The sequence below is a fragment of the Cesiribacter andamanensis AMV16 genome (assembly GCF_000348925.1).
Lineage (GTDB): Bacteria > Bacteroidota > Bacteroidia > Cytophagales > Cyclobacteriaceae > Cesiribacter > Cesiribacter andamanensis.
Genome location: NZ_AODQ01000067.1, coordinates 1 through 24,506, shown reverse-complemented (window position 1 = coordinate 24,506; position 24,506 = coordinate 1). Strand labels below are relative to the sequence as shown.

The 24,506-nt window shown below is 55.7% G+C and carries 24 protein-coding genes and 3 pseudogenes; 21 read left to right on the top strand and 6 right to left on the bottom strand.

Annotation, left to right across the window (positions count from 1 at the left end; genetic code table 11):
• The 3 genes and pseudogenes from ADICEAN_RS12800 to truA all read left to right on the top strand — a co-directional run.
• Positions 1-354, top strand: a pseudogene (locus ADICEAN_RS12800) (3-oxoadipyl-CoA thiolase); the annotation flags it as partial.
• A gap of 15 nt (positions 355-369) precedes the next feature.
• A complete protein-coding gene (locus tag ADICEAN_RS12795) occupies positions 370-1,305 on the top strand; it encodes an SEL1-like repeat protein (protein ID WP_009196032.1) in 936 nt (311 codons plus the stop codon).
• A 57-nt stretch (positions 1,306-1,362) separates the two neighbouring features.
• Complete coding sequence (gene truA, locus ADICEAN_RS12790) at positions 1,363-2,112, top strand: tRNA pseudouridine(38-40) synthase TruA (protein ID WP_009196031.1); 750 nt, start codon at positions 1,363-1,365, stop codon at positions 2,110-2,112.
• A 20-nt stretch (positions 2,113-2,132) separates the two neighbouring features.
• Here the strand turns inward: truA and ADICEAN_RS12785 are convergent, their stop codons facing one another.
• Together ADICEAN_RS12785 and ADICEAN_RS12780 are read right to left on the bottom strand one after the other, a co-directional pair.
• The gene (locus ADICEAN_RS12785; RefSeq protein ID WP_040397075.1) at positions 2,133-2,423 is read right to left on the bottom strand and encodes a type II toxin-antitoxin system RelE/ParE family toxin; all 291 of its coding nucleotides are present in this window, start codon (positions 2,421-2,423) and stop codon (positions 2,133-2,135) included.
• Positions 2,411-2,590, bottom strand: coding sequence for a hypothetical protein (locus tag ADICEAN_RS12780; protein ID WP_009196029.1), 180 nt, complete (start codon positions 2,588-2,590; stop codon positions 2,411-2,413). The genes ADICEAN_RS12785 and ADICEAN_RS12780 overlap by 13 nt, the downstream gene beginning before the upstream one ends.
• A 246-nt stretch (positions 2,591-2,836) precedes the next feature.
• Here ADICEAN_RS12780 and ADICEAN_RS12775 point away from each other — a divergent pair, with 246 nt between their 5' ends.
• Both ADICEAN_RS12775 and ADICEAN_RS12770 read left to right on the top strand, forming a co-directional pair.
• A complete protein-coding gene (locus tag ADICEAN_RS12775; RefSeq protein WP_009196028.1) occupies positions 2,837-4,600 on the top strand; it encodes an ABC transporter ATP-binding protein in 1,764 nt (587 codons plus the stop codon).
• Positions 4,601-4,792: 192 nt separating this feature from the next.
• The gene (locus tag ADICEAN_RS12770) at positions 4,793-5,335 is read left to right on the top strand and encodes a hypothetical protein (RefSeq protein WP_009196027.1); all 543 of its coding nucleotides are present in this window, start codon (positions 4,793-4,795) and stop codon (positions 5,333-5,335) included.
• Between the two features lie 46 nt (positions 5,336-5,381).
• Here the strand turns inward: ADICEAN_RS12770 and ADICEAN_RS12765 are convergent, their stop codons facing one another.
• Positions 5,382-6,047, bottom strand: coding sequence for a hypothetical protein (locus ADICEAN_RS12765; RefSeq protein ID WP_009196026.1), 666 nt, complete (start codon positions 6,045-6,047; stop codon positions 5,382-5,384).
• 75 nt (positions 6,048-6,122) lie between these two features.
• Positions 6,123-7,907: an ABC transporter ATP-binding protein gene (locus ADICEAN_RS12760; protein WP_009196025.1), complete on the bottom strand. Its 1,785-nt coding sequence runs from the start codon at positions 7,905-7,907 to the stop codon at positions 6,123-6,125.
• 359 nt (positions 7,908-8,266) lie between these two features.
• Between ADICEAN_RS12760 and ADICEAN_RS12755 the strand changes: the two genes are divergently transcribed.
• From ADICEAN_RS12755 to coaE, 9 genes are all read left to right on the top strand, one after another.
• Positions 8,267-9,370 carry a Glu/Leu/Phe/Val family dehydrogenase gene (locus tag ADICEAN_RS12755; protein ID WP_009196024.1) on the top strand — a complete coding sequence of 368 codons (1,104 nt, stop codon included), beginning with the start codon at positions 8,267-8,269 and terminating at the stop codon, positions 9,368-9,370.
• 341 nt (positions 9,371-9,711) lie between these two features.
• Complete coding sequence (locus ADICEAN_RS22665; RefSeq protein ID WP_161622703.1) at positions 9,712-10,527, top strand: hypothetical protein; 816 nt, start codon at positions 9,712-9,714, stop codon at positions 10,525-10,527.
• A complete protein-coding gene (gene nusB, locus ADICEAN_RS12745) occupies positions 10,484-10,855 on the top strand; it encodes a transcription antitermination factor NusB (RefSeq protein WP_009196022.1) in 372 nt (123 codons plus the stop codon). Before ADICEAN_RS22665 ends, nusB begins: the two co-directional genes overlap by 44 nt.
• Before the next feature lie 5 nt (positions 10,856-10,860).
• Complete coding sequence (locus ADICEAN_RS12740; protein ID WP_009196021.1) at positions 10,861-11,160, top strand: YtxH domain-containing protein; 300 nt, start codon at positions 10,861-10,863, stop codon at positions 11,158-11,160.
• A 3-nt stretch (positions 11,161-11,163) separates the two neighbouring features.
• Positions 11,164-12,171, top strand: coding sequence for an isocitrate/isopropylmalate dehydrogenase family protein (locus tag ADICEAN_RS12735; protein WP_009196020.1), 1,008 nt, complete (start codon positions 11,164-11,166; stop codon positions 12,169-12,171).
• Between the two features lie 56 nt (positions 12,172-12,227).
• Positions 12,228-12,800: a DUF1573 domain-containing protein gene (locus ADICEAN_RS12730; RefSeq protein WP_009196019.1), complete on the top strand. Its 573-nt coding sequence runs from the start codon at positions 12,228-12,230 to the stop codon at positions 12,798-12,800.
• 1 nt (position 12,801) lies between these two features.
• A complete protein-coding gene (gene yajC, locus ADICEAN_RS12725) occupies positions 12,802-13,143 on the top strand; it encodes a preprotein translocase subunit YajC (protein ID WP_009196018.1) in 342 nt (113 codons plus the stop codon).
• Positions 13,140-14,129 carry a YbbR-like domain-containing protein gene (locus tag ADICEAN_RS12720; RefSeq protein ID WP_009196017.1) on the top strand — a complete coding sequence of 330 codons (990 nt, stop codon included), beginning with the start codon at positions 13,140-13,142 and terminating at the stop codon, positions 14,127-14,129. The genes yajC and ADICEAN_RS12720 overlap by 4 nt, the downstream gene beginning before the upstream one ends.
• Positions 14,098-14,748, top strand: coding sequence for a dephospho-CoA kinase (gene coaE, locus ADICEAN_RS12715; RefSeq protein ID WP_009196016.1), 651 nt, complete (start codon positions 14,098-14,100; stop codon positions 14,746-14,748). Before ADICEAN_RS12720 ends, coaE begins: the two co-directional genes overlap by 32 nt.
• Before the next feature lie 17 nt (positions 14,749-14,765).
• Here the strand turns inward: coaE and ADICEAN_RS22900 are convergent, their stop codons facing one another.
• Positions 14,766-14,936: a hypothetical protein gene (locus ADICEAN_RS22900; RefSeq protein WP_009196015.1), complete on the bottom strand. Its 171-nt coding sequence runs from the start codon at positions 14,934-14,936 to the stop codon at positions 14,766-14,768.
• A 148-nt stretch (positions 14,937-15,084) separates the two neighbouring features.
• On the opposite strand from ADICEAN_RS22900, the gene ADICEAN_RS12710 reads away from it, so the two are divergent.
• Positions 15,085-15,537: a hypothetical protein gene (locus tag ADICEAN_RS12710; protein WP_009196014.1), complete on the top strand. Its 453-nt coding sequence runs from the start codon at positions 15,085-15,087 to the stop codon at positions 15,535-15,537.
• A gap of 222 nt (positions 15,538-15,759) precedes the next feature.
• Here ADICEAN_RS12710 and ADICEAN_RS12705 read toward each other — a convergent pair whose 3' ends face one another.
• On the bottom strand, positions 15,760-17,337 hold the full coding sequence (locus ADICEAN_RS12705; protein WP_009196013.1) for a peptide chain release factor 3: 1,578 nt from the start codon (positions 17,335-17,337) through the stop codon (positions 15,760-15,762).
• On the opposite strand from ADICEAN_RS12705, the pseudogene ADICEAN_RS12700 reads away from it, so the two are divergent.
• The 6 genes and pseudogenes from ADICEAN_RS12700 to ADICEAN_RS12680 all read left to right on the top strand — a co-directional run.
• A pseudogene (locus tag ADICEAN_RS12700) lies at positions 17,231-18,371 on the top strand (endonuclease/exonuclease/phosphatase family protein); the annotation flags it as partial. The gene ADICEAN_RS12705 and the pseudogene ADICEAN_RS12700 overlap by 107 nt on opposite strands.
• Before the next feature lie 27 nt (positions 18,372-18,398).
• A complete protein-coding gene (locus ADICEAN_RS22155) occupies positions 18,399-18,578 on the top strand; it encodes a hypothetical protein (protein WP_009196011.1) in 180 nt (59 codons plus the stop codon).
• Positions 18,579-18,753: 175 nt separating this feature from the next.
• Positions 18,754-20,688 (top strand): molecular chaperone DnaK, encoded by a 1,935-nt coding sequence (gene dnaK, locus ADICEAN_RS12695; protein WP_009196010.1) that lies wholly within the window; start codon positions 18,754-18,756, stop codon positions 20,686-20,688.
• Between the two features lie 345 nt (positions 20,689-21,033).
• A complete protein-coding gene (locus ADICEAN_RS23560; protein WP_009196009.1) occupies positions 21,034-23,034 on the top strand; it encodes a TonB-dependent receptor plug domain-containing protein in 2,001 nt (666 codons plus the stop codon).
• An 11-nt stretch (positions 23,035-23,045) separates the two neighbouring features.
• Positions 23,046-23,567 carry a YfiR family protein gene (locus ADICEAN_RS12685; RefSeq protein WP_009196008.1) on the top strand — a complete coding sequence of 174 codons (522 nt, stop codon included), beginning with the start codon at positions 23,046-23,048 and terminating at the stop codon, positions 23,565-23,567.
• A 140-nt stretch (positions 23,568-23,707) separates the two neighbouring features.
• Positions 23,708-24,506, top strand: a pseudogene (locus ADICEAN_RS12680) (amidohydrolase family protein); the annotation flags it as partial.

The window sequence follows — 24,506 nt, the reverse complement described above, 5'->3', positions numbered from 1 at the left end:
GCCGCCGTAGCCGGGGTAGACCCCGCCCACAATGGGTCCAGTAGGTCCCGTGCCCGGCCACCCAAAAAGGCCCTCAAACGGGCCGGCCTGCGCCTCCAGGACCTGGGACTGGTAGAAATGAACGAGGCCTTTGCTGCTCAGGCCCTGGCCTGCATGCGGGAGCTGGACCTTAACCCGGATATTGTAAATGTAAATGGCGGCTCCATTGCCATTGGCCACCCCCTGGGGGCCAGCGGCACCCGCATCTCGGCTACCCTGCTGCACGAAATGAAGCGCCGGGGCGTACGCTACGGTCTGGCCACCATGTGCGTGGGCGTAGGCCAGGGGGCGGCGGTTATTTATGAACTTGTTTAGGGCAAGCCAGGGCACATGACGCATCCCCAATTCCTGCAGGCGCTTCAGGAAGCAGCAGACTTCCGCTTTTCTGATGGCACCGATACCTGGCTTTTTACCGCCAGCCGGCCGCTCGTGCAGGTCGAAGGGCAGAACTTTATCGTTTTGGCAGAGGATGAGCTTGGGGAAAGCCAGATGGGCATTCGTGCACAAGAGGAGCCCAGCCGGGCTAACCTATTTCTGATAGAGGAGGGGGAGGCCACCTTTATGGCCCTGTCTGCCTCGGAACTCTATCACCGCAAAGCCCTTTTGGGCTACTTCTCCCAGCTATCGTCGGGAAAAAGAAAGGCCTACGACGATCTGCTGGAGCAGTACAAAGATTGTTCGGGCTGTCTGTACTGGATTGCCAGCGGGCTGATGACCTCCGAATACGATGGCAGACGCTACAACCCCCAGCGCAACCGGCAGGCGGCTGAGTTGCTGGAGCAGGTAGCAGCAGCCGGCGACCCGCGGGCCTGCCGGGACCTGGCCAGCTATTACAGCTGGCAAGCCGACAAGCGGGAGCAGGCCTTTCACTGGATGCTGAAAGCAGCAAGCCTGGGTGATCTGGCCGACAAAAAGCGCCTGGCCGATGACATCATCGATGATTGGCCGGATAAGATTGCCCTGGCCCTGGATCTGCTGGCTCAGCTGCAGGCAGCTAATTACGCAAGGGGCTGGTGTCTCTGGAAAGAAGCCAACATCTACCTGAAAGGGACCGGCCTGCCGGTTGATCTGAAAAAAGGGCTGGGCCTGCTGGAAGCCGCTGCTGCGCTAGAATGGGCGCCGGCCATGGCGGATCTCTCCTATTTTATGTATAAGGGCATTGGCATGGAAGCTGATCAGCAGCAGGCCATTGCCCTGCTGCAAAAAGCCAACAGCCTGAGCCCTAACCGATACACTGATATTTTAAAGCAACTACCATCGGCCTAGCAGCAGAAAGGAAGCACACCTACTCCTGCTGCTACTGACCTAAACCCCACTACCCCCTTGCGCTACTTCCTCGACATAGCCTATAACGGCGCCCGCTACCACGGCTGGCAGCTGCAAAACAATGCCCACACCCTGCAGGCCGAGGTAGAGGAGGGGCTGGGCAAGCTCTTTCGGCAGCCCATGCGCATTACCGGCAGCGGCCGTACCGATACCGGCGTGCATGCCGAGCAGCAGCTGGTGCATTTTGATGTGGAGCTGGACCTGCTCTCCGAATTAGACCTTTGGCTGCACAAGATCAATGCCGTGCTGCCGCCCGATATTTGGGCCAAAAGCCTTCGCCCTGTATCCTCCGAAGCCCATGCCCGCTACAGCGCCCTCAGCCGCCGCTACCAGTACCGCATCAGCCGCCACAAAGACCCCTTTCGCCAACAGCTGGTCTACTACTTTCCGCGCCCGCTGGATGTGGCAAAGATGAATGAAGCCGCAGCCCTGATGCTGCAGTGGGAAGATTTTGAGTGCTTCAGCAAGATCCACACCAACGTAAAGCACTTTCGCTGCACCGTATGGGAAGCCCGCTGGGAAGAAACGGAAGGGGGGCTGATCTTTTACATAGCCGCCAACCGCTTTTTGCGCAACATGGTGCGCGCCATTGTAGGCACCCTGCTGCAGGTGGGGCAGGGGCGCATGACGGTGCCCGAGTTTCAGCAGGTGCTGGAGAGCCGGGACCGCAGCCGGGCCGGCCGCTCAGCCCCGGCCGACGGGCTGTTTCTGGTAGAAGTGCAGTATCCGACCGATATTTATGTGTAAGCGTAGTGGTAGGTACTATGCTACGGATTATCAAGCGGTCTGGAGGAGTGATGAATCAGGAGTATTTCCACTCTGTCGGGGTGTTTTATCTCATAAATGATTCGATAATTTCCTTCAATGAGCTCTCTGATCGAAGCATCCCCCTTTTCCGGAACAATGCGGCCCAGCTCAGGCATTTCTTTCAAAATGCTGACGCGATTGAAAAGTCGTTGGATAACTGCTGATGCCCATTTTTCAGAATGGTGGCTTGTGTAGTCAGCAATCGCTGTAAGGTCATCTATGGCTTGTTCGGTCCAGATTACCGTAACCATTTCTCAAGCTTTTTTTTCGCCTCCTCTTCAGAATAGGTTTGTCCTTGCCGAACTTGCCGCTGACCTTCCTCTATTTTCTGCAGGATAAGGAGTTTTTCAAAAAGTTCATCTACAGAAAACTCTTCAGGCATAGTGCTGACCGCTTCCAATACATGTATTTTTTTCATACTTCTGTATTCATGATAAAAGTATACCCTAGCAGACTCCTGCTATTGATAACGTAAAATAACTATTTTCAGGCAGATTTCATTAGGAGTAGTAGTATGCCTACTGGGATAACCCACTGTATATTTTGTGAGAGGGTAAATGTTTTTAACGCGATACGTAAAAATTGTCGCTAACAGCCTTGGTAAGATCAGTGTTGGAACTAAAGGCTAACCACCAATTTTTTAGAAAATAGAATAACTTGCAGCATGGCCGAAGGCGAGATCAAAAGTGGAAATCTGGTAGACTGGAAAGTGCTCCGGCGGTTGTTCAGCTTTGCCAAACCCTACATGGGCACCTTCTGGATGCTGGTAGTGCTTACGGTAGTTATGGCCGTACTGGCCCCGCTGCGCCCCTGGCTCATTCAGCTGACCATAGATGATAACATTGCCGTAGGCGATTTTGAGGGCCTGCAGCGCATGATGCTGCTGCTGGTAGGCCTGCTGCTGCTGCAGTCGGTGGTGCAGTACTTCCATACCTACCTCAGCGACTGGCTGGGCCAGTTTGTGATCCGCGATCTGCGCACCACCCTTTACCGTCACCTGCTGGGCCTGCGCCTCAAGTTCTTTGACCGTACCCCCATAGGCCGGCTGGTTACCCGCACCGTATCCGATATTGAAACACTGGCCTCGGTTTTCAGCGAAGGAGTGGCCGCCATTGTGGGCGATCTGCTGCAGCTGGTCTTTATCATGGGCTTTATGCTTTATACCGACTGGCGCCTTACGCTGGTCTGCCTCTCTACCCTGCCCCTGCTGATCCTGAGCACCTGGGTGTTTAAGGAGAAGATCAAAGTAACCTTTAACGATGTGCGCAATGCAGTGGCCAACCTCAACTCCTTTGTGCAGGAGCACCTCACCGGCATGAGCATTGTGCAGATCTTTGGCAGCGAAAAGCGGGAGTACGAAAAATTCAAGACGATCAACAAAGAGCACCGCCGTGCCAACCTGCGCTCCGTGCTCTACTACAGCATCTATTTTCCGGTGGCAGAGGTGATCCAGGCCATGGGCATTGGCCTGCTGGTGTGGTACGGCGCCCGGCAGGTAATCAATGCCGAGATTGAGCCCGGGGTACTGGTGGCCTTTATCCTCTACATCCAAATGTTCTTCCGGCCCATTCGCCTGATTGCCGACCGTTTCAATACCCTGCAGATGGGGGTGGTAAGCTCCGAGCGCATCATGAGCCTGCTGGACAGCCGGGAGCACCTGGCCGATACCGGTATCTACATGCCCGAGCATCTGCAAGGGGCCGTCCAATTCAAGGGGGTGTGGTTTGCCTATGAGGAGCCCGACTGGGTGCTGAAAGACATCAGTTTTGAAGCCAAACCCGGCGAGACCATTGCGCTGGTAGGGGCTACCGGGGCCGGCAAATCCTCCATCATCAACCTGCTGAACCGTTTTTACGAGTACCAGCAGGGCGAGATCTGCATCGACGGGCGCCACATCCGCGATTTTGACATTGCCAGCCTGCGCCGCAGCATCGGGGTGGTGCTGCAGGATGTATTCCTGTTTTCCGATACCATCGGGAATAATATTTCCCTGAACAATCCCGACATCAGCCTGGAGAAAATGAAGCAGGCCGCCGATCTGGTGGGTGCCCGCAAATTCATCGAGCGGCTTCCCGGCGGATTCGAGTACAATGTGATGGAGCGGGGCGCTACCCTCTCGGTAGGCCAGCGGCAGCTCATTTCCTTTGTGCGGGCGCTGGTGTACGATCCGCGCATCATTATCCTGGACGAGGCCACCTCGTCGGTAGATACCGAAACGGAAGAAATGATCCAGGCCGCCATCGAGAAGCTCATGAAGGGCCGCACCTCGCTGGTGATTGCCCACCGCCTGAGCACCATCCAGAAAGCCGATAAGATCATTGTGCTGGACAGGGGCGAGATCAAAGAAGAAGGAACGCATGAGGAACTGCTGGCCAAAGGTGGCTGGTACGCCAACCTCTACCGCATGCAGTACAAAGAAGTGGTGTAGGGTTGGTGGTGAGTAGTAGCTATCTCATAACTGCCTTTGCATTTTTGTCGTCATCCCCGCGCAGGCGGGGATCTGCTTGTACAAGGCAGGTAAGACGCATTTCGGAATCAGAAAGTTGAGAGATCCCCGTGGGGCGGCCTACACCCGCGCGGGGATGACGCACAGAACTATCTATATACCAAATTCCCATCCATGTCCTTTCCTAAAATACTCCTGATTGTTGTTTCGCTGGTGGTGGCCGCCGCTGCAGTGGCCTACTGGCAGCTGGGCGGCTGGCAAGAGGCCAGTGTGCAGACCATAGCGCCCGAAGGGGGGGCGTACCGTATGGTAGGTAAGCCCTATACCGGCACGCCCGGCCACCCAGAAATGGAAAAGATCTTCCGGGATGTGCGCAAACGCTGGGAAGGGGGTGAGCTGCCCGGCATGATGGCCATAGCCGTTTTCAGAGAACCCCTCACCAACAAAGATACCCTGGAGCAGTTCATGGGCGTACTACTACCCCCTAATTTTACCCCTAGCCCCCTGCCCGAGGGCTATGAGCTGCTGCAGATCCCGGCGCGGCAGTCGGTACAGGCCCGCCTGGAGGCCCACTCCTCGGTATGGCCATCCCCCCGGACCCTGCGGGAGAAAATAGAGGGGTATGCCCAGCAGCAGGGCCACCAGCTGCGCCAGGATGTAACGCTGGAAAAATACGTAAGCCCCCGCCGGCTGGAGGTAGAAGTGCCTATTCGCTAAGGCGGGAGATGGGAGCAGGGCAGGTGTAGCTGCAGTGCAGCAGGTATTAAGGGGTGTCACCCTGGCCCGGGGGCTGGTAGTGGAGCCTGACCCCCTGTGGCGAAAGGGGGCTGCTTACCGCAAGGATCACATAGCGCTGGCTTTGCGGCGGCAGGGCCAGGGGCTGCTCAGGCATGCTCAGCTCAATCATTTGCTTCACCCCCCTGTTGGCATTATAGGCAACCACCATATTGCCGATGCCCCAGGCCGCAGCCGCCACCCCCAGGGGGTAGTAATCCAGCACTTTTCTTCCCGCATCTTCCCGAACAAACGGCCCGGCCAGCAGCCAGAGTGCATGCAGGGCTACCGGCTGTCGCAGGGCCTGTTGTACCAGCCGGGCCTCTACCCTGGGCAGTGGCTTGCCACCTGAGTAAAGCTCTAGCTCATGGGGCGTCAGCCAGAGGGTATCCGGGCTGGCATTACCAATGCGTACGGCAAAGAGGTAAAGGTTGCGCTTCTGAAGCTTGCGGGCATGGGGCTGGGCAAAAATAATGGGGGCCTGGCCCAGGTCAAGGTCCAGCACATGGGCGCTGCTGCCTGCCGGTGCAAAGGGGGCATGGGTAAGCTCAGGCCGCACAAAGGGGCGGGCGCAGGCCGCTAGGAGCCCAAGCAGCAGCAGGCCAGGCAGCAGACGCTTAAGGAAGTAGGCTAAAGGGGGGTGGTGGTGCCGCACTACCAGAAAACACGCCCCTGGCCCACTTGTTCGGCCAGGGGGGTAAATCTTCCGGCTCAGGCAGCGCCTCTTTGCTTACTCGATTGCTTCTTCCTGCAGCTGCTTGTCGTACAGCGCCTTGTAGAGGCCGCCCAGTTCCATCAGCTCCTCGTGGCTACCCTTTTCGGCGATCTGTCCGTCGTCCAGCACCAGGATGTGATCGGCCAGCTTGGCGGAGCTTACCCGGTGGCTGATGATTATGCTGGTGCGCCCCTGCATAATGCGCTTCAGGTTGTTGAGAATGGTGTTTTCCGTTTGCGTATCTACGGCCGAGAGGGCATCATCCAGAATAATGATGCGCGGGTCCCGGGCAATGGCCCTGGCAATGCTTACGCGCTGCTTCTGGCCGCCGCTAAGGGTAATGCCCCGCTCGCCCACCCGGGTATCGAAGCCCTGCGGAAAGCGCTCAATGTTCTCCAGCAGGTCAGCATCGGACGCAGCCTGCTCAATGGCCTCCTGCGGCAGATCGGGATCACCAAAGGCAATGTTGTTGCGGATGCTTTCCGAAAACAGAAACACATCCTGCGGCACGTAGCCGATCTGGCTGCGCAGGTTATCGACGGCAAAGGCCTGAATGGGCATCCCATCCAGGTACACCTGGCCTTCGGTGGGGTCGTAGAGGCGCAGCAGCAGGTTGGCCACCGTACTTTTGCCCGAGCCCGTGGTGCCAATAATGGCCAGGGCCTGGCCCGGCGCCACCCGAAAACTTACCCCCTTCAGGGCCCGGATGCCGGAGTCGGGATACACCAGGCTTACTTCCTCAAACACCACCTCGCCCTCCAGGCGCTGCTCCAGCTGCCGGGTAGAGACCAGCTCGGTTTTGGTATTCAGAAATTCATTGATGCGGGTTTGGGAGGCAGCCGCCTGCTGAATGATGCTAGTGATCCAGCCCAGGGAGGTCACCGGCCAGGTAAGCAGGTTCACATAAATGATAAACTCGGCAATATTGCCCGTGGTAATGGCGCCCCGCATCACCTCCAGCCCCCCAATGTAAACCGTCAGCAGCACCGACAGGCCAATGAGGGCCAGGATCAGCGGAAAGAAAAGCGCATTCACAAACGTAAGCCGCAGGGCCTTGTTCTTGTACTCATTGCTGAGGCCATCAAAGGTATTGGCCGAGTCGGTCTCCCGCGCAAAAGCCTTGAGCACCCGTATGCCGCTAAAGGCCTCCTGGGTATAGGTAGAGAGGCCGCTAAGGGCTTTCTGGATGGCGGTGCTGCGCTGCTCAATGAGGTTATTCACATAGTAGATGCTGATGGAAAGGATGGGCAGCGGCAGCAGCACATAGAGCGTAAGCGTGGCATTGATGGTGAACATGTAGGGGATCAGGATCAGAAAGAGGGTTACCAGGTTGATCCCGTACATAATGGCCGGCCCCAGGTACATGCGCACCTTGCTTACATCTTCTGAAATGCGCGCCATCAGGTCGCCGGTGCTGTTGCTGCGGTAAAAGGCCAGCGGCAGGGTCTGGTAATGGGCGTAGATCTCATTCTTGAGATCGTACTCGATGTAGCGCGACATGGCAATGAGCGTTTGCCGCACCAGAAAGAGAAACACCCCCCTGAGCAGGGCCATGGCCAGAATAATGAGGCCGTAGATAAAGATGCTGCTGGTAAAGAGCTCGTAAATAGACTCCTGCAGGCCAAAGCCCTCATACTGGCGGTAGAGGTCTATGTTTTCCTTTACCAGATCAAAGGCATAGCGTACCACCTGTGCCGGTATAATGGCAAAGATGTTGGAAATGATCAGGAACAGGGTTCCCAGCAGCAGATAATGCTTGTAGCGGAAAAAATATTTATGGAGATAACTGAGCGCTTTCACCTTACAGTAGAACGAGGGTAGGGGTAATAGGGTTTAGGGTGCCGGCACCTGCCCCGGGCAGGGGTGTGTATACAAAAATAAGGCAGTAGAAAGTTCTGAAAAAGCCCCCCACCGGCACTGTACCTTTGGCCATGCGGGGTGGTGCCCTGTGTTCAGATCCCTATCCTGTCTATTTGCAGAAAACCGGCGCCGGCCGGGCCACGCTTTGCAGCCAAGCTGCTTTGGCATCGTTTGAAATAACGCTATAAAAGGGGTAGCTTTGCATTATTTTTCTGAAAAGCAAGTGCCAACGGGCGGCTCGCCGGGGAAACTCCCAAAAGCGCCTGCTGCAAAGGTAACATAAACCCAAACATACGTACATGGTGGAAGTAAATGAAGTACAGGCGCGCGAAAAAGAAGGTGTTTTCGCCCAGATCGAGCTGATGGAGCACGAGCAGGTGGCCATCTGCTATGATAAAGCAACCGGCCTTAAAGCCATTATCGCCATTCATAATACCACTCTGGGGCCTGCCCTGGGCGGTACCCGCATGTGGCAGTATGCCAGCGAACAAGAAGCCATGACCGATGTGCTGCGCCTGAGCCGCGGCATGACGTTCAAAAACGCCATCTCAGGCCTGAACCTGGGCGGTGGCAAGGCGGTGATCATTGGCGATGCCAAAACCCAGAAGACTGAAGCCTTTATGCGCCGTTTTGGCCGCTTTGTTGATGGCCTGGGCGGCCGCTACGTAACGGCCGAAGATGTGAACATGAAGACTATCGACATGGAGTACATTGCCATGGAGACCGACTATGTGGCCGGCCTGCCCGAGATCATGGGCGGCGGGGGAGATCCCTCTCCGGTAACCGCCTACAGCACTTACCTGGGCATGAAGGCCGCCGCCAAAAAGGCGTATGGCCATGATAGCCTCAAGGGCAAAAAAGTATTGGTGCAGGGGGTAGGTCAGGTAGGCATGTACCTGGTAGAGCGCCTGCGCCATGAAGATGCCCGGGTGTATATCAGCGACATCAACGAAGACCGCCTCAAGCAGATCTCCGAGCGCTTTGGCGCCGAAGTGGTAAGCGGCGATGGCATCTACGACCTGGACATGGACATTTACTCGCCCTGCGCCCTGGGCGCTACGCTGAACGATACCACCATTCCGCGCCTGAAGTGCCAGATTGTGGCCGGTGCTGCCAACAACCAGCTCAAGGACGAAAAGAAGCACGGCCGCGCCCTTATCGACAAGGGGATTATTTACGCGCCCGACTTCCTGATCAATTCCGGAGGGGTAATCAATGTGGCGGCCGAGTATGAGGGCAATTACCAGCGGGAGCGGGCCTATCAGAAAGCTGAGAAGGTATACGATATCTGCCTGAGCATCCTTAATGAGGCCGAGGCCAAGAACATTGGTCCTCAGGAAGCCGCCATGCAAATGGCCCTGAAGCGCATTGAAGAAGTAGGCCGGGTTAAGCTACCCTATTAGGCTTGGGGCATGAGGTATGGGGTATGAGGTATTCGCCGCACGGTAAGGGATTTTAAGTGGCTAGCCACTTGCTGGAACTGGCACCAAAAGGCTTGGAAACATGGTTTTACTGTAGCTGTATTGGTTATAGCAAAAACCTTCTGTACCAGAACACATACACCTCGCGGAGGCCGTTTCATACCCCATACCCCATACCTCATACCTATTTCAAACAAATTAGCCGGTCAACCTTTTTACTAAAGAAGCTATGCTGCATCTTTGCAGCAGGCTTCTTTGTTTTTTGTTTCATAACGCTCTGATTCTGCTCCATGCTGAACCGTCGGTACCTGCGTATAAAGGCTATGCAAAATATCTTCGCATTTTTGCAATGCCGTCAATCTAACTACCACCTGGCCCTGGATCAGATCCGGGAGCAGTTTGCCCCTGATCTTAACTCCATGGAGGTGCAGGATCCGGTAAAACTTCAGGAAAACCGCAAGGCCGCCTCCGACCTCTTCATCAAGAGCCATGAGGAGCGCAAGCTGCAGGGGGCCGATGCCTACACCGCCGAGCAGGCCGCTGCCGCCCAAAATGCCCTTACCTACTACAACAAGCTGGTGCAGCAGGATGGCGACCGCCTGCGCAAGAACATGGTGGTAGAAGCCGAGGCCCTGGCCGGGCGCTACCTGAAGTTTCTGCTGCTGCTGCTGGAACTGCGCCGCTATGCCGCCGCCGAGCGGGAGCGCCGCCTGGAAACAGGCCGCCGGGCAGGCCCGGATGAAAAAAACTGGCTGGCCAATAAGGTGCTGGATCGCCTGGAGCAGAATAAACTGCTGCAGACCGAGGCCATCCGTCAGAACCTGAACTGGAACGGGGAGGAAGAATTCATTCGCCAGCTGTACCGCGATGTGCTGCTGCAGGATGAGGCCTTTCTGGCCTATCTGAAAGCTGATGCGCCCGATTTTGAGGCCGACCGTACGCTGGTGCAACACCTGGTAAAAAAGGTATTCTTCAAGCATGAGCTGGTAGAAGGCATGATGGAGGGGCAGGATATGTACTGGAGCGAAAACCGCGACGTGCTCAAAAGCATGGTGCAGCGTACCATCAAAGAGATGGAAGAAAGCAGCGAAGGGGGTGGATGTGGAGCTGGCCGTGCTATCGGTGAACTGGGAGGATGACCGCGAATTCTTTGTGGACCTCTACCGGCTGAGCCTGGCCAATGAGCAGCAGTACGAAGAACTCATCAGCACCAAGAGCAAAAACTGGGATGTGGAACGCCTGGCCCTCACCGATAAAATCATCATGATGATGGCCCTCTGCGAGATGATTAATTTTGCCAGCATCCCTGTAAAAGTGACAATAAACGAGTATATTGAGCTCTCAAAACGCTATAGCACCCCCAAAAGTAAAATTTTTGTAAATGGTCTTCTAGATGTGCTTTCGGCCGAGCTGCAGGAGAAAGGCATCATCCGCAAAAGCGGTAGAGGACTGATCGATAATAAATAACTGCTATGAATAAAGCGACCATAGGAATTCTCTCCTTACTGACCGGATCAGCTATAGGGTTGGCAGTAGGGGTGTTGTTTGCCCCCGATAAGGGGTCCAATACCCGCGGCCGTGTGTCCTACAACCTGTACCGCTTCAAGTCGGCCCTGGAAGATATTCTGCTGGAACTGCAGCGCGAAGAGCTGCCCGGCATGACGGCCCGTTCGGAGAGTGAGCGTGTAATAACCGATGCAAAAGAAAAAGCCGAAGAGCTTCTGCGCGATGTAGAAACCCTTATTGGCCAGATTAAAAAAGATTATAAATAAGCCATGCTTACAACAGTTACCCTGATAAAGGGCGACGGGATAGGCCCCGAGATTACGGAATCTGTAAAACGTATATTTGCAGCTGCTGAGGTACCCATTCAGTGGGAAGAGGAAAATGCCGGCCAAACCACCCTGGCCGAAGTAGGTGAGCTGATTCCCAACTCACTCATTGAATCCATCAAGCGTAACAAAGTTGCCCTGAAAGGCCCCCTGACCACCCCCGTGGGCAAAGGCTTTAAAAGTGTAAACGTGCAGCTGCGCCAGATCTTTGATCTGTACCAGAACGTACGCCCCTGCGTAACCACCGAAGGGGTTCAGTCTAAGTTTACCGACGTTAATCTGGTGATCTTCCGCGAAAATACCGAAGGCCTCTATGCCGGTCTGGAGTATTTTGATGAGCGCCTGCAGATTGCCGACTCCATCAGCCGCATTACCTGGGCGGGCTCTTACCGCATTGTAAAAGCTTCTTTTGAGTATGCCAAAAAACACGGGTGCAAAAAAGTAACCCTGGTACACAAGGCCAACATCCTCAAAAATGCCGGCATGCTCTTTCTGAAAGCCGGCGAGCAGATCTCCAAAGAGTTTCCCGAAATTGAGTTTGATAACAAGATCGTGGATAACATGTGCATGCAGCTGGTGCTCAAGCCCCAGCAGTTTGATGTGATCGTAGCCACCAACCTCTTTGGCGATATTCTGTCCGACCTTTGTGCCGGCCTGGTAGGCGGCCTTGGGCTGGTTGCCGGCGCCAACATTGGCGATGAGGTAGCCATTTTTGAGGCGGTGCACGGCACAGCTCCGGACATTGCCGGCCAGGGCAAGGCCAATCCTACCGCCCTGCTGCGCTCTGCGGTGATGATGCTGCACCACATGGGCCTGAAAGACCATGCCCGCCGCATTGATCGGGCCATTGATGAGACCCTTAAGATCCGGGAGCAGTGCACCGGCGATTTAGGAGGCAACGCCAGTACGCAACAGTATACTGATTACGTTATAGAAAAGCTCCAGAACTAAACGCAAAACGTAGGCGTTAGTAGAGCAGTTTCCCTATTTCATTAAGTTAAGAAGACATGAACAAACGTTTCTTGCTGGTGCTTGGCGCAGCTGGTATGCTGTCGGCCTGCACAAATCAGGACATGGACAATCGGGTAGCCCAGCTGGAGCAGCGCGTTGCAGCCCTGGAGGCAGAAGGTGCCCATAACCACCAGCCAGCGGCCACGCCGGTTTCATTTGATCCTGCCAGCCAGGCACAGCCCCAGGCCGAGGCTGCCCCTCAGGGCCCTGTAGCCGCCATTACCTATGAAAAGACCGAGTATGATTTTGGTACGGTAAAGGAAGGCACCGTGGTAGAGCATGTGTACAAGTTCAAAAACTCAGGCGATGTGCCCCTGGTGATTCAGAGCGCCGTAGCCTCCTGTGGCTGTACCGTGCCTGACTATTCTAAAAAACCAATCCCTCCCGGCCAGTCTGGCGAGATCAAAGTTCGCTTCGATAGCGCTACCCGCCCGGGCATCCAAAACAAAACCGTAACCGTTACGGCCAATACTGAGCCCGCCATTACCCGCCTGACCATCAAGGGGAATGTAGAGCCTAAAGCAGGTGCTGCAGCAGCGGCTGGCGTAGAAGGCCCGGTTCGAAACTAATATGACAGCATTTATTCTTTTACAGGCAGATGCCGCCCCTACCGGAGGCAGTGGCCTTCAGACCTTGTTCCTGATTGGAGCAATCGGTATTATCTTTTACTTCTTTATGATCCGGCCGCAGCAGCGCCGCCAGAAGCAACACAAAACCTTTGTGGATACGCTTAAGAAAGGCGACCAGGTGGTAACCATTGGCGGCATGCATGGCCGTGTGGTAGAGGTAAGCGATGAGGCCGTGGTGCTGGATGTAGACCGCGGCACCAAGCTGACCTTTGAGAAGTCGGCCGTATCGGTAGAGGCCAGTAAAAAGTATGTGAAACCCGCACCAACAAAGGCAGAAGCTTGAAAAAAAGTGAGCTACTGTTTAGAGGCTTAAAAAAGCTTTTTTCGGCCGAAAGAAGCAAATGGAAAGTGGTAACCCTCTGTATTCTGGGGGCTACCACTTTCTGGTTTTTTAATGCCCTCAATAAACAGTATGCCACCCGGCTTAACTATCCGGTTGAGTTTCTTTTTGATGAGCAGGATGTGATTGTGGTGGAAGAGCTGCCCAAGCGGGTAAGCATAGTGGTATCGGGCGGCGGTTGGAACCTGCTGCGCAAAACGCTTTGGTTTCGGGCCAATCCCATCCAGATCCTGCTTGAAAATCCCACCTCACAGAAGTACATCTCCAAAGCTTCGCTGAGTGCCATCATTGCCGATCAGCTCAACGAGGTGCGGCTCAACTATGTAGTGACCGATACGCTCTTTATCAACATAGAGCGGCGCATCAGCAAAAAAGTGCGGGTGCACATCGACAGCACCTCCATTTCCCTGGCCGATAACCACCGGGTGGTAAGCCCCCTGCTGCTGGCGCCCGATTCGGTAGTCTTTACCGGCCCTACTTCTTTTATCAACGGCCTGGCCGACAGCATCTCGGTCTTTATTCCGCAGCAGCAGATCAGTACCCCTTACAACGAGGCGGTGGCCCTTACCGAGCATGAATCCCGCATAGTGGAGGTGGTGCCCGATCAGGTGCAGATCAGCTTTGATGTGCAGGAATTTGTGCGCCTGGGCCGGCAGGTACCCATACGCCCCCAGAATTTTCCGCTCACCGGTTCGCTGCAGCTGCAGGATAGTGTGGTGCGCATCAGCTTCTGGATAAGCCGGGCCAATGCCGAGCAGCTGGCGCCCGGCAGTTTTGCGATTGTAGCCGACTACAATGCCTTTAACCAGGCCGATTCTACCATTGCCCTGCGGGTAGCCAGTGCCCCGGCGCCGGTAGAGCGCATACGCCTGGAGCCCGAAACTGTAAAAGTGCGCTATGTGCCCACCGCCAGAAGAATCCGCCGCTAACCTACCCCCCCTGCAAATTGGCATTACCGGAGGCATAGGCGCCGGCAAAAGTACGGTTTGCCGCATCTTTGCGGCCCTGGGCATCCCCGTCTATGATGCCGATAGCCGGGCCCGTTCCCTCCAAACCACCAACAGTGAGCTGATTGCCGGCATACAAGCGGCCTTTGGCCCCGAAGCCTACCTGCCCGATGGCAGCCTCAACCGCAGCTGGCTGGCCGCACAGGTATTTGATAGCCCCGACCGGCTGGCGCTCTTAAATGACTTGGTGCATCCGCGGGTAGCAGAAGACTATGCGCACTGGGTGCAGCAGCAGGCAGGGGCGCCTTATGTGCTCAAAGAAGCAGCCCTGCTTTTTGAAGCAGGCTCGTACAGGGGGCTGGATGCCACCATTACGGTAAGCGCACCCGAAGGGCTGCGACTGCGCCGTACCCTGCTACGGGATGCACAGCGTAGCCGCCAGCAGGTACAGGAAATTATGGAACGCCAGCTGCCGGAAGGGGAGCGGTTGCAGCGGGCCGATTTTAAGATTGTGAATGACGAGAAAACACTGGTGCTGCCACAGGTGCTGCGGCTGCACCGGCAGTTTCTTCGCAAGGAGCTGCCAGCCCGTCAGGGCTAGCAGTAAAAGGCCCCTGCTTAGTCTACAGAGCGGCCAATGAATACCTGAAGCAACAGGCCCAGGATGCCCAAAATGGCAGCTGTGGCCAGAACGGTATTGGAAGGTTCGCCCATAGCCATGGCAATGATCAGGATGATGGCGGCGATACAGATAACCACAAGGCCCAGGTAGCGAGTAATGTTTTGCATTGATAACACGTTCTGCAGGTAAATATACAGGCCCTAAAATAGGGAGAGCACCTGACTTTACAAAATAATCCCCCCTTTGCGCAGCGCTACATTTTGCAACCTTTTGCCCCGCAATGCCATATACAGAGATGTACCCATCCCTACTGGCATGAAAAACAGCTACAAACCCTATAGTTTACTCATACTCCTTTTTTGTTGTGCTACGCTTCTGCAGGCGCAGACGCCCCTGACCCCTCCGGGCAGGGTATCGGTTAAGTTCAATGCTAAATATCCGCAGCAGGCCGAGAAGGCCAGCTGGCAGCAGACCTCTGAGGGCTATTCGGCCAGCTTCTCCGAGCAGGGCCGCCCCACCGTAAGCCGCTTCAGTGCCGAGGGCCGCTGGCTGGGCACCGATACGCAGCTGCGCCAGGCCGATCTGCCCCCCACTGCCACCCAATACCTGCAGGACAACCATAAAGGATTTCGCTACCTGCAGGGCTATCGCTACGAAAGCCCGAACGGCAGCCGCTACCAGCTGGATGTAGAAAGCGCCGGCAAGCGCTACCGCCTGGATTTTGACGGCAAGGGCAACTTTGTGAACGAGGGACCCCTGAAGGAGTAAAACCTGTCTGGTCAACCCACTTTTTCTGATCAGCAGAATTGTCCTTACACGCGCCAGCTCATTAGTGGTGCCATGAATAACTCGTGGCACCACTAGTGCGCCAATAAGCTGGTATCCCAAGCCTACCTGCAGCTGAAAGGGGAGCGGCACTTAAAGGATGCGGAACAGGCAGTTCCCAAAAACAAAAAAAGAAAGAGGGGTCAAGCGACCCCTCTTTTGCGTTTAAAACTCCGACGTAAAGTGGAATTGAATGTCCGGAAAGTTATCCTGCACCATTTGCAGCCAGGCGCGGGTTTCGGCCATAAAGACCAGCTTGCCATCCTTGTCCCGGGCAATGTAGCGGTATTTGGAGTCCACAAACTCATCCAGCTTTTTCTTGCTGCTGGCCGTAATCCAGCAGGCCTTGTAGAGGTTGGTGCCTACAAAATCACAGGAGGCGCCATACTCGTGCTTCAGGCGGTACTGGATCACCTCAAACTGCAGCGCCCCCACCGTGCCTACCACCTTGCGGGAGCCCATCTCGTAGCTGAACAGCTGGGCCACCCCCTCGTCCATGAGCTGGCTAAGGCCTTTCTCCAGCTGCTTGGTCTTCATGGCGTCCTTGTTTACCACCTCCCGGAAAATCTCGGGCGAGAAGCTGGGAATGCCCTTATAGAGCGATTTGTCGCCGGCCGAAAGGGTATCGCCAATCTTCAGGTTACCGGTGTCGTACAGGCCGATGATATCGCCCGGCCAGGCTTCGTCAATGATCTCCTTTTCCTGCGCCATAAAGGCGGTGGTGTTGGAGAAGCGGAAGGGCTTATCCAGCCGCACATGGTGATAGGGGGCATTGCGCTCAAACTTGCCGCTGCATACCCGCAAAAAGGCAATGCGGTTGCGGTGTTTGGGGTCCATGTTGGCGTGGATCTTAAAGATAAAGCCGGTAAAATCGGGCTCGTCCGGCGCAATTACCCGCTCTTCGGTTGCGCGGGCCTTGGGAGGCGGCGCCAGCTGGATGAAACAGTCCAGCAGCTCCCGTACGCCAAAGTTGTTTACGGCACTGCCAAAGAATACAGGGGCTACCTTGCCATCCAGGTACTCCTGCACATCAAAATCGGGATACACGCCTTCTACCAGGCCTACCTCTTCCCGCAGGCGGCCGGCGGCGCTTTCGCCCACCTCTTTGTCTATGCGGGGGTCTTCCAGGCTCTGGATCTCGATCACATCGTCCTGCAGCTCGGGCCGGCTGGGCTGAAAAAGCATCAGGCGGTTTAGAAAGAGGTTATATACCCCCTTAAAGGTTTTGCCCATGCCAATGGGCCAGCTCAGGGGCTTTACCCGGATGCTGAGCTTTTCTTCGATCTCGTCCAGCAGGTCGTAGGGATCCTGGCCTTCGCGGTCCATCTTGTTGATAAAGACCATCACGGGGGTGTTGCGCATGCGGCACACTTCCATGAGCTTTTCGGTTTGCCGCTCTACCCCCTTTACACAGTCAATCACCATCACCACCGAGTCTACGGCCGTAAGGGTGCGGTAGGTATCTTCGGCAAAGTCTTCGTGGCCCGGGGTATCCAGCAGGTTGATCTTGGTGCCCTTGTACTCAAAGCCCATCACCGAGGTAGCCACAGAGATGCCCCGCTGCTTCTCGATCTCCATCCAGTCGGAGCGGGCGTGTTGTTTGATCTTGTTTGATTTTACCGCCCCGGCCTTTTGAATGGCGCCGCCAAAGAGCAGCAGTTTTTCGGTAAGGGTGGTTTTGCCGGCATCCGGGTGGGAGATGATCCCAAAGGTGCGGCGTTTCTTTATTTCTTCAGCAATCATGCGGTATAGCTATCCCAGTAAGAACCTGCAAAAGTACGAAAAAATTCGTACTGGGCTATGGTGCCTGCAGCTGATCCTGCCAAACCTGTCCACTACTTTTTTCGTCTTGCTAATTTCTGATACCTTGTACTTCATGAGCCTTTTGCGATCTCTCCGGCGGCTGCTTTTCTGGTCCCTGATTGTGCTGGTGCTGCTGGCTACCCTGCTGCCCCTGCTTCCTTCTCCCCAATGGTATGTGCGCCTGTGGGATTATCCCAGGCTGCAGCTCTTTTTTCTGGCCCTGCTGGCCATGCTGCTATTTGCCATTTTTTACTACCGACAGCGCAAAAGAGGGCTGTTGCTCCTGCTTGCCTTAGCTGCAACGGTAGTATACCACGGGTATAAAGCCTTTCCCTACACCCCCCTTTCGCCCAAGCAGGTGTACCAGACCGAGCGCGATGCGCAGGATACCACCTTTGTGAGCATGCTCATTGCCAATGTGCTGCAGGATAATACCGATCATGCTCCCCTACTGGAGATGATCAACCGGGAGCATCCCGACCTGGTGCTAACGCTGGAGTCTGACTCGGTCTGGCAGCAGGCGCTGGATGTGCTGGACACCAGCTTTCCGCATTCGGTAAAAGTACCCCTCTCCAATACCTATGGCATGCACCTCTATTCCCGCCTGCCGCTGCGCCGGCAGGAGGTGATGTACCTGCTGGAGCCGGATATCCCCTCCATCCGGGCCGAGGTGCAGCTGCCCTCCGGCGAGTGGATCCAGCTGTATGCGGTGCACCCCCGCCCGCCGGTGCCTGGTGAAAGCGATGATAGCCGGGAGCGCGATGCCGAAATTGTGCTCATCGGCAAAATGGCCAACGCAGCAAAGGAACAGCAGGGGGTAGTAGTAGCCGGCGATTTTAACGATGTGGCCTGGTCATCTACCACACGGCTGTTTCAGGAGGTGAGCGGCTTGCTGGATCCGCGCATCGGGCGGCTTTTACAATACCTTTCATGCCAGCTACCCGGTGTTTCGCTGGCCGCTCGATCATGTGTTTCACTCCCGCCACTTCAGGCTGCTGCACATGCAGCGGCTGCCCGGCATTGGCTCAGACCATTTTCCCATCCTGATCCGCCTCAGCTATGAGCCCGAAGAAAAAGCCGAGCAGCCCCAGACCCGGCCCGATGCCGATACCGAGGAGGAGGCCGACAAGATCATTGAAAAAGGCTATACCGACCAGGACGATGCCCAATCTGGCATATAAGCCCTGGCAAAGCCCCGGCCTTTTCTAAAAAAATCAGCCCCGGAGCCTGCCATGCCGGGTCCGGGGCTGTCATGTTGGCAGAAAATACAGAAGAAACCTGCCTTGGCACAAGGCTTGTTAATTTCTGTGCAACAGGTAAAAAGATTGTTGAATTTTTAAAACATCTACATATACTATGGGAAAAATAATAGGAATTGACTTGGGTACTACCAACTCTTGCGTAGCCGTAATGGAAGGGAATGAGCCGGTGGTTATTCCAAACAGCGAAGGCCGCCGTACGACCCCCTCTATTGTGGCATTTCTGGAGAACGGCGAGCGCAAGGTGGGCGACCCAGCCAAGCGCCAGGCCATTACCAACCCCAAGCGCACCATTTCTTCGGTAAAGCGCTTTATGGGCAAAAAATATTCAGGCGTATCGGACGAGGCCAAGCGCGTACCCTATGAGGTAGAAGCCGGTGCCAATGATGTGGTACGCCTCAAGATCGGCGACCGCCAGTACACGCCCCAGGAGCTGTCGGCCATGATCCTTCAGAAAATGAAGTCGACGGCCGAAGATTACCTGGGCACCGAGATCAAGGAAGCCGTAATTACCGTGCCGGCTTACTTTAACGATGCCGAGCGCCAGGCTACCAAAGAAGCCGGCCAGATTGCCGGTCTGGATGTGAAGCGCATCATCAACGAGCCTACCGCGGCTGCTCTGGCTTATGGCCTGGATAAAAAGAGCCAGGACCTGAAGATTGCCGTGTATGACCTGGGGGGTGGTACCTTCGATATTTCAGTACTGGAGCTGGGCGATGGCGTATTTGAAGTAAAATCGACCAACGGTGATGTGCACCTGGGTGGTGATGACTTTGATGCCAAGATCATTGACTGGCTGGCCGATGAGTTCAAGAACGACGAAGGCATAGACCTGCGCAAAGATCCAATGGCCCTGCAGCGCTTGAAAGAAGCCGCCGAAAAAGCGAAAATTGAGCTTTCTTCTTCGCAGCAGACCGAGATCAACCTGCCCTATATCATGCCGGTGGATGGCATTCCAAAGCACCTGGTGCGCCAGCTGAGCCGCGCCAAGTTTGAGCAGCTGACCGACGATCTGGTGCAGCGCACCATGGGGCCTGTACGCCAGGCGCTGAAGGATGCCAATTTGTCGCCCTCTGACATCGACGAGGTGATTCTGGTAGGTGGTTCTACCCGTATCCCCAAGATTCAGGAAGAGGTAGAGAAATTCTTTGGCAAGAAGCCCGGCAAAGGCGTAAACCCCGATGAAGTAGTAGCCATTGGTGCTGCCATTCAGGGAGGTGTGCTTACCGGTGAGGTAAAGGATGTACTGCTGCTGGACGTAACCCCGCTGTCACTGGGTATCGAAACCATGGGGGGTGTAATGACCCGTCTGATCGAGTCCAACACCACCATCCCCACCAAGAAATCCGAGGTGTTCTCTACGGCCAGCGACAACCAGCCCAGCGTTGAGATCCACGTACTACAGGGCGAGCGCCCCATGGCCCGGGATAACCGTACCATTGGCCGCTTTCACCTGGATGGGCTACCCCCAGCACCGCGCGGTATCCCACAGATTGAAGTAACCTTTGATATTGACGCCAACGGCATTCTGCACGTATCGGCCAAGGACAAAGGCACCGGCAAGGAGCAGAAGATCCGCATTGAGGCCAGCAGCGGCCTGAGTGAGCAGGAGATCGAAAAAATGCGCCAGGAAGCCGAAGCCAATGCCGAGTCGGATAAGCAGGCCAAGGAGCGCGTAGAGAAGCTGAACCAGGCCGACTCACTGATCTTCCAGACCGAAAAGCAGCTGAAAGAGTATGGCGACAAGCTAAGCGAAGGCAACCGCACGCAGATCAACGGCGCGCTGGAGAAACTGAAAACGGCGCATCAGCAGCAGGACATTGCCGGCATTGATACGGCCATGAACGAGCTGAACGCTGTATGGCAAACCGCCGCTCAGGAGATGTATGCGGCCGGTGGAGGCGCCGGACAGCCAGGGGCTGAAGGCGGACCTGGCGCAGGCCCAGGCGCTGGCGCCGGAGCCAGCTCAGGCGGAAGCGCCGGCGATGTAGCCGACGTAGAATACGAAGAAGTAGACGACAAGAACAAATAAGCGCTCTCAAGGAGATGTGCTCAAAAACCCAGGCTAAGCGGCCTGGGTTTTTTTTGGCCATGCCTGCCAGAAGAGAGAAGAAAACCGCCTTTTGTTCTTTTTGCATTTTAAGGGGACAGATATTTGCCATAGCAGTACTTTTCTTACAAAACAAAGTACCCCGGCCAATGGCTAGCCACTGATTTAGCGCGCTGATCATCAGGAAGATAGAAGGGAGTGTTCCTGCCAAATACCTAACTTCTCTTTAGATATTACAACGGCTAAGGTTCGGCCTCAGAAACACCAAAATAGGGCAGGCAAAAAGCGTAACGTTGCTATTTCTTCTGTAACAACAATTTTACGCCCATGAAACACACTTTTCAGATGCTGCTGTTGGCAGCATGTGCTACGCTTCCCATGGCAGCCAGGGGGCAGGTGCCTGCCGATAGTGCCATGCTGGAGCTGCAGAATTTATCAGCCTATGAACAGGCCAGCGCCCTGCAGGCCCACCTCAACGACAAGATGGGGGTAGGCAGCCACATAGGTCTCAGCAGCCGCGAAACCCCGGGCATTGTGTCCGTAATTACGGCCAATGAGATTCGCAGCATAGGCGCCCGCGATTTTATTGACATCATGCGCCTGGTGCCGGGTTTTGACTTTGCCTCCGATGTAGAGCTGGCCGTAGGGCCCACCATCCGGGGCAACTGGGCCATGGAAGGCAAAATGCTGCTGATGGTAGATGGGGTAAAATACAACGAATTGCTCTTTCAGGCCCTGTTCTTTGGTAACCACCTGCCCGTAGACCAGATTGAGCGCGTGGAGGTAATTCGCGGTCCGGGCTCAGCCATGTATGGCGGCACGGCCGAGTATGGGGTGATCAACATAACAACAAAAGGCGCTGCAGGCCTTAATGGCCTATCGGCCAATGCCACCTACAGCCGCTACAGCCAAGATCTGGCCCGCCGCAGCCTGGGCCTGTCCATCGGCAAACAGCTGGGCGATGTACGCCTGGATTTTACCGGCCATACCGGCCATGGCAATAGCAGTGACCGTATGTATGCCCCCCTCTTTGATGCACTGGCCGGGGAGGTAAACATGGCCGGGGGCAGAGGACAGACCCAACCCACCTTTATCAGCACCGGCCTGCAGTGGAAGGGAGTAAAGGCCCGTTTTGTCTATGACGATTACCAGTGGGCCAGCTACCACTATGATCTCAGAAACAAGATGCTCAATGGGCTGCTCTCCTACGAAGCAAAGATTGGCAAAAGGCTAACCCTTACCCCCGAGCTCAGCTATACCCAGCAGGTGCCCTGGAGCTACCAGACGCTTATCTTTGATGAGGAGGCCTATGATGTTGATTACAAAATTAGCGCCCAGCGCAGCACAGCCGGCCTGCGGGCAGGCTACCGGGCCAGCCACCGCCTGTACCTGACCGGGGGTGTGGAGTGGTACGATGAGCGGGCCAGAGACCTGCTGGATACCCAGAACTTTGGCGATGTGGAACGGGTGGCCTATCAGAATTTTGGTGCCTTTGGCGAAGTGTTGCTCAAGCACCGCATTGCCAACATTACCGCCGGCATGCGCATGGATCATCACAGTGCCTTTGGGGGTGCCATGGCCCCGCGCTTTGCCCTTACCAAGCATGTGAACCGCTGGCACTTTAAAGGCCTGGCCAGCGGTGCCTACCGGGCGCCCGGCATTGAGAACATCAACCTGAGCGAAGACCTGAAACCCGAGCGCACCACCACCTTTGAGCTGGAAACGGGCTACCAGTTTACCAAAGACATGCTGCTCTCGGCCAACCTCTTTAAGATAGCTACCCGCGATGTGATTGTCTATTCTTACAACGGGCAGGGCGAGCAGGCTTATGAAAACTTCGATTATGTGGGCAGCCGGGGCCTGGAGGTGGTGTACCAGATCCGTAAGAACCGCTGGTTTGCCAACCTGAGCTACTCCTACAGCCAGGCCTCGGATAAAAATAGTGTTGAAACCTATAAGGTGGCCGGCCGGGACCACCTCAACATTGGCATAGCAGCCCACAAAGCTACGCTGCATGGCGGCCTGCAACTTAAACAGCACCTGAGCTTAAACCCCTCCCTGGTACGCATAGGGGAGCGCTGGGGCTATGCGGCGCTCGATGAGGAGGAGATGCCCATTCTGCAGCGCTTTGCCCCCCTGCACCTGCTCAACCTGCAGCTGCACTACAAAGATCTGCTGCCCGGCCTGAGCCTGGGCCTGGGCGTTCACAACCTGCTGGATGAAGAGAACAACTTTATTCAGGCCTATAACGGCGATAGTGCGCCCGTACCCGGCCCTGGCAGAGAATTTACCCTGAAAGCTTCCTACGACCTGAACTTTAAAAAATAGAGCCTACAGCCATGAAAAAAATACTTTTACTAGGCATCGCCCTTTGCCTGCTGCCTCTGGGTTCGCTGCTGGCGCAGGCCGTCAATCATAAGGCCCATAGCGTATTTCTCTACAACTTTGTGCGCTACGCCGAGTGGCCCGCCAACGCTCCCGACAATGAAGTGATCCGTTTTGGGGTGCTGGGCAAGTCGGGCGTGTTCGATGAGCTGGATGAAGTACTGAAGGTAAAGACCGTAAACGGCAAAAAATGCCTGGTGGAGCGCATCACCGATCCGTCCAAAGTGGGGTTTTACCACATCATCTTTGTGGCCGATGGCGAAAGCGGCAAACTGGCCGATCTGCTGGCCGCCATTGGCAGTCGCCCTACGCTGGTCGTCACCGAGCGGGATAACCTGGTGCGCAAGGGTGCCGCCATCAGCTTTATGGTCTCCGATGACAACAAGCTGCAGTTTCAGCTCAACGATCAGGTACTCACCAGCCGCAACATTCAGCTGGCCGCCTCCCTGCGAAGCATGGCCCAGCCCATGCGCTAAGGGGCCCAGGTCCCTTGCCCAAAAGCCGGTTCCCGCAAAGGGGATCGGCTTTTTTTTGTGCAGAGCCGCTGTTGCAAAGCTCACTTCCCTTGGCGATTCCCCCCCGGGGCATTACCTTTGGAAAAACCAACCCCCTACCCATGGCCGCTACCTACCTGATCCTCAATGCAACCCTTATCAACGAAGGACTGCTTACAGAAGGGGATGTGCTGATCCGCAACGGACGCATTGACCGCATTGGCAAAGACCTGCAGCACCTGGCCGCCGATCAGGTAATCGATGCCCGCGGAAAGTACCTGATGCCCGGGGTGATTGATGACCAGGTGCACTTTCGGGAGCCGGGCCTTACCCATAAAGGCACTATTGCTACTGAAAGCCGGGCGGCCGTAGCCGGCGGGGTTACCTCCTTTATGGAGATGCCCAACACCAATCCCCAGACGCTGACGCAGGAGTTGCTGGAAGAAAAGTACCAGATTGCCGCCCAAAGCTCCCTGGCCAACTACTCCTTTTACATGGGCGCCTCCAATGATAATCTGGAGGAAGTGCTGCGTACCGATGGCGAGCGGGTATGTGGCGTCAAGATCTTTATGGGCTCCTCTACCGGCAATATGCTGGTAGATAAGGAAGCCACCCTGGAGGGACTCTTTAGCCGGGTGTCCCTGCTCATGGCTACCCATTGTGAAGATGAGGCTACCATCAGGCACAATACCGACCTTTACCGGCAGCGGTGGGGAGAGGAGGTGCCCATGGAATGCCACCCCGATATCCGCAGCGCTGAAGCCTGTTATAAAAGCAGCAGCATGGCCGTAGCCCTGGCCCGCAAGCACGGGGCCCGGCTGCACATCCTGCACATCAGCACCGCCCGGGAGCTGGAGCTGTTCAGCAATGCCCTGCCGCTGGCCGAAAAGAAGATTACGGCCGAAGCCTGCATTCACCACC